The organism is uncultured Porphyromonas sp. (genome assembly GCF_915070105.1).
Lineage (GTDB): Bacteria > Bacteroidota > Bacteroidia > Bacteroidales > Porphyromonadaceae > Porphyromonas.
This window is the reverse complement of sequence record NZ_CAJZFJ010000078.1, coordinates 1-8,789: the sequence shown is the minus strand read 5'-3', so window position 1 is coordinate 8,789 and position 8,789 is coordinate 1. Positions and strand designations below refer to the sequence as shown.

Annotated in this window: 4 protein-coding genes; all 4 read left to right on the top strand. The window is 53.7% G+C overall.

Going from position 1 to position 8,789, the window contains the following annotated elements; translation table 11 throughout:
* The first annotated feature begins 1,440 nt into the window (after positions 1-1,440).
* Genes QZ554_RS07425 through QZ554_RS07410 form a run of 4 tightly spaced genes read left to right on the top strand, consistent with a single transcriptional unit; the run spans position 1,441 to position 8,540 of the window.
* Positions 1,441-4,470: a SusC/RagA family TonB-linked outer membrane protein gene (locus tag QZ554_RS07425; protein WP_297195501.1), complete on the top strand. Its 3,030-nt coding sequence runs from the start codon at positions 1,441-1,443 to the stop codon at positions 4,468-4,470.
* 36 nt (positions 4,471-4,506) lie between these two features.
* Positions 4,507-6,150, top strand: a complete 1,644-nt coding sequence (locus QZ554_RS07420; protein WP_297195499.1) for a SusD/RagB family nutrient-binding outer membrane lipoprotein — start codon at positions 4,507-4,509, stop codon at positions 6,148-6,150.
* Between the two features lie 22 nt (positions 6,151-6,172).
* A complete protein-coding gene (locus QZ554_RS07415; RefSeq protein WP_297195497.1) occupies positions 6,173-7,369 on the top strand; it encodes a glycoside hydrolase family 18 in 1,197 nt (398 codons plus the stop codon).
* A gap of 25 nt (positions 7,370-7,394) precedes the next feature.
* Positions 7,395-8,540 (top strand): DUF1735 domain-containing protein, encoded by a 1,146-nt coding sequence (locus tag QZ554_RS07410; protein WP_297195495.1) that lies wholly within the window; start codon positions 7,395-7,397, stop codon positions 8,538-8,540.
* The last annotated feature ends 249 nt before the right edge of the window (positions 8,541-8,789 follow it).

The window sequence follows — 8,789 nt, the reverse complement described above, 5'->3', positions numbered from 1 at the left end:
CAAACCTGTAACCTTCTGATCCGTAGTCAGATGCTCTATTCAGTTGAGCTACGGAGCCTCTACGTGCACCCTCTTAGAGGAGTTTGCGAGTGCAAAGGTACATTTTATTTCCCTTTCTACCAAATATTCCTCTCTGCATCTACCCAGGCCACCCAATAAATGTGACACTAGGCGAATGGGGACGAGCCTAGAGAGCCCCTCACCTCTCGTCGGTTTGGCTCCCTCAGTGGAGCTACGTATCGCCGATATAGCCAAGGCCTTAGCTAGGTCGATATCCCGCTCCTCGGGAACATACCGAGAGCGAAGGTGTGTACACGTGTGTATACAACAGTGTACACGCCTGTACACATCTGTGTACACACGTGTACACAACCACCCCTCACACTAGGGGCACAAAGGGGGGAGTGTAGAGCCCTCCCCAAGGGAATAAGGTGAGAGCATATTGCCCTCCTCTAAAGAACAAGGGGAGGAAGTCTGGGCGCAGAGGAGCTACGAGTCTGCGCTTATAATCTCCTACGACAAGAGGAGTGCAGGTAAGTCCAAGAAGCCGAGGAGAGCGGTGGTATATTGCCCCTCCTTCACACAGCCCGCTGTGAGGTGTCTCTTGGGATGTTCAGGATAGGTCTTTTATTTACTAGTTAAGAGCCCCAGAGGGGACTCGGTAAGAGCGCACCAATCACCTTACATAGGTGACGAGGACGCTCTTACCGAGTCCGCTCTTGCCTTCTCGGTATGTTCGTCAGCCCCCTCTCGGAATGCCCGATACAGAGCGAGTTAGCACGGCGGATGTTGGGGTGCTTTCGGGGTGGGATAGGCTGGGGCTAGAGGATGGCGGTATGCAAAGGGGGCAAAGGCCTCTGGGGGTAGATGGGTAAGGCCTTCGTAAGGGATAGGGTAGGTGGGAGGGCGAGGAGGGAAGAGGTAGGCGAGAGTGTAAGGAGGGACGAATGCTGTAAATAGTGGGTCTGGGGAAGGCTAGAATAAGGGAGGGTAGGGTGGCTCAAGATAGAGGCTGATGGATGGGGGATAATCGACAGAGGGGAATAATGAAAATAGTGGGCGAAGGGTAGGTGAAAAAGGGAAGGGTATGGATGATCCTTCTGTAAAAACTTCGTCGAAGGCCGTAAGTGGGGATTTTTTACCCTTCCGGGAGGGGTGGGTATCTAGTTGGTATATAAGTCACTAACTTCCTTAAATATTTTATTAAGTGAGGGTCGGTAGAAAGTGGGTATGGGGAAGGCTTTTTTACCTAATTTTGCCGCCGAAGATTGCAGACAGGTATTCACGGTACAGATGCATTCTATTTAGGATAAGCAACGAGTCAGCACGATACGTCGCTCGGCGGGGTATCATGTCATGGCACGTTTTGTCGTCTAGGTAGGTGTTGGGGAGCTATCCCCTCTTCCGTTGCCTGCTGCCCAGTGTGTTTAATTACTATATATGAAGAAAGTATTATTACTCCTCATGAGCCTCTTCCTCGTCGTGGTGACCGCCTCGGCGCAGGGCAAGAGTGTAAGTGGTGTCGTGGTCGATGCTGCTGATCATGGGCCCCTCACGGGTGCTACGGTCTCTGTCAAGGGAGTGACAGGACAGGGTGCACTGACCGACATGGACGGGAAGTTCACCATCAAGAATGTTAAGGCAGGAGCCATCCTAGTGGTCTCCTATATCGGCTATACAACCAAGGAGGTAGCTGTCGCAGATCGAACAGAGCTCAGGATCGAGCTCGCTAGTGCTGACAAGCAGCTCGAGACAGTCGTCGTGACCGCCCTCGGGATCAAGCGTTCGCAGAAGGCGCTCAGCTATAATGTGCAGGAGGTCAAGAATGACGCTCTGACGACAGTCAAGGATGCCAACTTCATGAACAGCCTCAATGGTAAGGTCGCTGGGGTGAACATCCAGCGTAGTGCCTCCGGCGTAGGTGGTGCTACTCGTGTCGTCATGCGTGGTAACAAGTCTATCTCGGGGGATAACAACGTCCTCTATGTGATCGATGGTGTGCCCGTTGGTAACAGCGCCGACCGTGGCGGTGACGGCTCTGGCTTCGGCTCCGGTCGTGCCTCTGGTGAAGGGATCTCCAGCATCAATCCCGATGATATCGAATCTATTAGTGTCCTCACTGGGCCTTCGGCAGCTGCGCTCTATGGTGCCTCGGCTGCTAACGGGGTCATCCTCATCAATACCAAGAAGGGTGCTGCTGGTAAGCTCCGTGTGAACTTCTCCAGTGCAGTCGAGACAGCTAGCCCCTTCATGCTGCCTAAGTTCCAGAATACTTATGGTAATGCACCTGGGCAGTACACCTCCTGGGGTGACAAGCTCGCTACTCCCTCGGACTACAAGGTACGTGACTTCTACAATCGTGGGGTGACGTTCAATAACTCCTTCAACTTCTCTGTAGGGACGGACAAGAACCAGACTTACTTCTCCGCCTCTGCGATCAACGCTAAGGGGATCGTCCCCAACAACAAGTACCACCGCTACAATGCTTCGGTACGTAACACGAGCAAGTTCCTCGACGACAAGCTCACACTGGATGTCTCGGCTAGCTATATCCGTGACTATGCCAACAACATGATCTCCTATGGTGCTTACTTCAACCCCATCGTAGGTGCTTACCTCTATCCACGTGGTCAGAACTTCGATCAGGAGAAGTACTTCGAGCGCTATGATGCACAGCAGGGCTTCTACGTCCAGCAGTGGTCACCTGGGAGCATGGGTATGGACGTGCAGAACCCTTACTGGGTCGCTTACCGCAACCTCCACCCCGAGACCAACGACCGCTATATGTTCTTCGGTTCGCTGAAGTATGAGCTGAACAAGAAGATCAACTTCACTGGTCGTGTCCGTCTCGACAATACCTACACCGAGCGTGAGACGAAGCTCTACGCCTCTACCTCAAGCGTCTTCTCTAAGCCTCTCGGGTACTACTCGGCTGATAACAACTACTTCAAGCAGAAGTATGTGGACTTCATGGCCAACTACAATAGCGCCCTCTCCGAGGACTTCAACCTCACGGCTACCCTCGGTACATCCTATGAGGAGTATGACAACAAGGGGCAGGGCTTCGGTGGTCACCTCTCCCTGATCCCCAACAAGTTCATCTTCGCCAATACCAATCCTCTACAGAGCGGTGGCTCACAGTCCTCTTCTCGTAAGAGCAACTTCGCCGTCTTCGGCTCTGCAGAACTCGCTTGGCGCAATGCTGTCTACCTCACTCTGACGGGTCGTACGGACAAGCCTTCGCAGCTTGTCGGTAGCGTCGATCCCTGGATCTTCTACCCCTCTGTCGGTCTATCTGCTGTCGTTACGGACCTGCTCCCCAATGACGTGCGTGCTAAGCTCCGTCCAGCTCTTTCCTTCCTGAAGGTACGTACCTCGTACACGGAGGTGGGTTCACCCATCCCCTTCACAGGTCTTACTCCTGGTACGATCACCCACAGCATGCGCAGTGGCAAGGTCGAGCCCTTCGACTACTATCCCCTGCCAGACCTCAAGGCTGAGCGTACACGCTCCGTCGAGCTCGGTATCGACTCTCGTTGGTTCGGTGGTGCTCTGACCTTCGGTGCTACCATCTATCAGTCCAATACGCTCAATCAGCTCCTAGAGACCGACCTTGACCCAGGTACGGGCTACAAGAAGCTCTATGTGCAGGCCGGTAATGTGCGCAACCGTGGTGTCGAGATGACGCTAGGCCTCAACAAGAAGTTCGGCCCCGTAGACTATAGCACGAGCGTAACGGCTACTGCTAACCGCAATAAGATCATCAAGCTAGCCTCTGGGGTGAAGAACCCCATCACGGGCGAGGTCTTTGACCTGACGGATATCGCCAAGGGGCGCTTCCGTCTACGTGAGGGTGGCGAGCTCGGTGATGTCTATGCTAGTGAGCGTATCAAGCGTGATGCTAACGGGTACGTCGAGTATACCCCTGGTCAGTCCCTCGTCACCGAGCCTACTGAGCCCTATAAGCTCGGCTCTGTGAATGCTAAGTGGAACCTCGGGTGGAAGCACGGTGTGTCCTTCAAGGGCTTTGATCTGAACGTCCTCTTCACAGCTCGTCTCGGCGGTATCGTGATCTCTAAGACGCAGGCTGCTCTCGACAAGTTCGGTGTCTCACAGGCATCTGCTGACGCCCGTGATGCTGGTGGTATCAACATCGGTCGGGGTCTGACGATCGCTCCTCAGCAGTACTATGACGCTGTGTACAACCTCGACTCCTACTACGTCTATTCTGCGACGAATGTTCGCCTCCAGGAGCTGAGCCTCAGCTATAACCTCCCCAAGAGTATCCTGGGTAAGACCTTCAAGAACGTCGGTGTCTCTCTCTATGCCACCAACCTCTGGATGATCTACAACAAGGCTCCCTACGACCCCGAGCTCACTGGCTCTACGGGTACCTTCGGGCAGGGATACGACTACTTCATGCTCCCCAGCCAGCGTACCATCGGTGCTAGCATTAAGCTGGGTATCTAGTCCTCTCCCTCATTTTATCAAGTACGTATATATCGTATGACATTCAAGAAACTAGTCGTCCTCCCTGCTCTCGCACTAGGTGTACTCCTCAGCTCGTGCAATCAGGAAGAGATCAATACAAGCCGTACTGGCATCACCGACGAGGAGCTGAACCAGGGTGGACTGAGCTATGGTCTGGCTATGATGGACCTCCAGCGTACCGTCATGCCCATTGGCCCTGCTGGCGATACCAGCCCAGGTAACAGCATGCAGGTGCTCGAGCTTATCTCCACGGGTAACTACATCGGCTACTACGGGAATAACAATAACTGGAATTTCAATACCGAGGGTACATGGACCTTCACCAACGGCCGTATGGGTCTGCTCTATGGTCTGCTCTATGGTGACGTGGCCAAGTCTTGGCTTCCTATCCACACCCAGGCTAAGCGTGCTCAGGACAACCTCCAAGTACAGCAGATCCTGGCGATGGCTAATGTCGTCAAGATCGTCGGTTGGCTACGTGCCACCGATGCCTTCGGCCCTATCGTCTACACCAAGGCTGGGACAGGGGACATCACCCCTACCCCCGACGGCCAAAAGGAAGTCTACAAGGGCATGCTCGCCGAGCTAGAGAAGTGCGCAAAGGTTCTACTCGAGGCTCGTGAGCCAGTCCTAGCCCGCTACGATCTCGTCTACAACGGAGATGCTACTAAGTGGGTAAAGCTAGCTAACTCGCTCATGCTACGTATGGCTGTACGTGTACACTTCAAGGACGAAGCCCTTGCCAAGGAGTACATCGCTAAGGCTCTAGATGAAGCTAATGGTGGGGTTATCGAGACGACTGATGATGAGGCTAAGATCGGAGACTCTGAGAAGCAGCCTCTTGGTCATCCAGCCTTGATCTCGATCGATCAGTACAACGAGACTCGTATGGGTGCTACTATCTGGTCATATCTCCAGGGCTATAGTGACCCACGTCTACCCAAGTACTTCACTCAAGGGACGCATCGTGGTATGCAGGGATATTACTTCCTCGCTCCGACGAACAACGAGTCGAAGAAGGAAGGGCCTAATACGCCCCAGTATGCATCGAAGCCTAACTTCGTGAATGCTACTCCGCTCTACTGGTTCCGTGCCTCTGAGACCTACTTCCTCCTCTCCGAGGCCGCTCTCTATGGCCTCGTCTCTACTGGGTCTGCTAAGGACTACTATGAGCAGGGGGTACGTCAGTCCTTCTCTGAGAACGGTGCTGGTGATGCTACGGCTTATCTAGCACAGACGGGGACTACGCCTGCCGCTACTACGGTGGCGAACAACCCCTATATCGGTCGATACAGCGACAACATCTCCTCGGGGAATGTATCTCCTAGCTGGACTGATGTCGATGCTAACCGTAACGCGACCGAGGTCCAGCTCCAGAAGATCATCACGCAGAAGTACCTCGCTCTCTACCCCAACGCCTACGAGGCTTGGACGGAGTACCGTCGTACGGGCTATCCCTTCATCATGAAGCCTGCGGACACGGGCGCACCTTCGCGTATCGGTGGTGACGCCAGCATGCGTGCTCCTGAGCGATTCTCCTTCCCAGCCTCTGCCTATGCAAGCAACCCCAACCTGAAGGTTATCCCTAGCCTCCTCGGTGGTGAAGACCTCGGGAAGACCCCACTCTGGTGGGTACGTGACAATCGTCCTAAACAGTAATCCCTCTTAACAACGAACATCTATGAAGATGCTAAAATATGCGTTGGTTGCCCTAACGGCTCTCTCTACTGTCGCTTGTAGCAAGTGGACGGATGAGGAGAAACTCACCTTCGACAACCAGCAAGGGCTCAAGCGTGCCGTCCCTATAATCGAGATGACTAGCCCCGATCAGCTCTCTCCTGAGCAGAAGGAGTACTATGCCAAGCTCCGTGCCTGGAAGCAGACGCCTCACGTGCGTGGCTTCGGCTGGTTCGGTGGCTGGACAGCTAAGGGTACCGACCCACAGAAGTACCTCCGTATGCTCCCCGATAGCGTAGATATCGTCTCCCTCTGGGGTACGCATGGTGACCTCACCGAGGCTCAGAAGACTGACCTAAAGTTCTTCCGTGAAGTCAAGGGTGGTAAGGTGCTCCTCTGCTGGATCGTCTCCAATCTCGGTGACCAGCTCACCCCCAAGGGTAAGAGTGCCGTGGACTACTGGGTGACAGAGAAGGGTGGTGGCGACTTCCTCGAGGGAGTCAAGGCCTACGCCAATGCGATCTGTGACACCATCGAGAAGTATGACCTTGATGGCTTCGACATCGACTACGAGCCCTATTATGGAGGTAGTGGAAACTTGGCTACAGCTATTCAGGCCTATGAACAGGATGGAGAGACCTATTACTATGATTGGAAGAAGTATCCTGCTGCCGCCTATGTAGGCGAAGAAGCTGATATCATCGACGCTTCTGAGGATAGGAATATCGGGATGTACACCTTCGTCAAGACGCTCTACGATCGTCTCCAGCCTAAGGGCCGTATCCTGCTCTTCGACGGGGAGCCCTACAAACTCTCAGCTGAGGCCTCTAAGATGATCAACTTCTACGTCTATCAGGCTTATGACGAGTCTACGACCGCAGCAGCTCAGGCTAAGATGCGCCAGGGCTCACATCTAGATAACTGGGAGGGTAAGACCTTCCTCACCCTAGAGTTCCAGAAGTACGCCAAGACTGGAGGACTCCCGACCTATACAAGCTCTAGAGCTGAGATCCAGAAGCTAGACGCAGGTCGTCAGATCATGGACTATGCTCGTATGATCATGCCTAATGGCAAGCGTATCGCTGGTATCGGTACCTATCACATGGAGCTCGATACCGAGGGAGGGAACTATCGCTTCCTCCGTCAGGCGCTCAATGCTGGTAACCGAGTCAGCGAGACTCAGAAGGAAGCCTTCCAATAATCCTCTAACAGCTACGACAACATAAATGAAAAGACTAGCATATATGCTACTAGCAGTCGGTCTGCTAGCTAGCTGTCAGAATGAGCTCTACGAAGATCCAGCTAAGACCCACAAGGTAGAGCAGGGCGTCTATATCCAGGGGCAGGAGCAGACACAGATCTTCCTCCTAGACGGAGCCTCTGAGAATGCTCAGGGTCCTCGTGTCACCCTCGTCAGACCCGCTACCTCTGCGGTCACTGTCGGCTTCACTGTCGGCTCACAGGCTCAGCTGGATGCCTACAATGCCAAGAACGGTACGAGCTATACGCTCCTTCCCTCCTCGATGTATGAGATCAGCTCCTCGGTGACAATCCCTGCTGGACAGATCGCGGCTCCCGTACCTGTCAAGCTCAAGAACGTGACCTTTGCTGCTGGGCAGATCTTTGCCCTTCCCCTCAAGCTCAATGGTGAGGGGACACATGCTATCGGTGGGCAGAGTGAGGCTATGATCATCGTCGATCAGGCTACCGAGACCAAGGTGATGCGTATCAATACAAGTAACGAGATCGCTACCTACTTCACTGAGAACATCTCCGTACCTCAGTGGACGATGGAGGTAATGGTCAATCGTAGTAACATCAACGGCGCTCTTGCTGGTACGAAGTTCGTCGGATCTGGTGATGACAAGAGCGAGATCTATCCTGTCGTAGGTAAGGAGGGCTCGTTCCTCCGTACGGGCGGTACCGACCTTACTCTCTCTAAGGATGTGATGCCTCTGGAGGATAACAAGTGGTACATGTTCTCCTTCGTCTACGATGGTGCGAATGTCTCTGTTTACTCCAATGGACACCTCGTTCTCCAGCAGGCTGTCCGTGATGGAGATTATAAGCTCGGTGGCTTCTGGCTCAGCACCACTCGTGGTATGATACGTGAGCTCCGCTTCTACAAGGTCGCTCGTACTCCTCAGCAGATCGCTGCGAATGTATGGAAGATGGCCGATCCTAAGGACACCAATCTCGTCGCCTACTACCCCATGAATGGTAAGAAGTACGACCATGCTACGGGTACGATCAGTGACGATGAGACACAGATCTGGGACTGGTCGGCCAATGGGCATCACTTCACGAACCTCCAGGGGGCAACCTTTGTGAAGGATGGTGATAAGCTCTTCCGCTTCCCACTGGCTAAGTAGCCTCTCCTAATAGGTGTAATACCTCCTAATGAGGGCGGTGGTGCTAGGCTTGACCTAGTGCCACCGCCCTTTGCTTTGTCTGGGTACCCCCCCCAGGGCCGACGTATGATTTCGCCCGCACACTCTTGCCTTTGGATCTTCGGGGGTATTATTTCATATCCTAGGGAGCCTTAGCCCACCACTAAAGATCCTGGGTATTATCCCCAAGAAACAGACATACAAGCGAGCCCTACAGAGGATATACTTAGA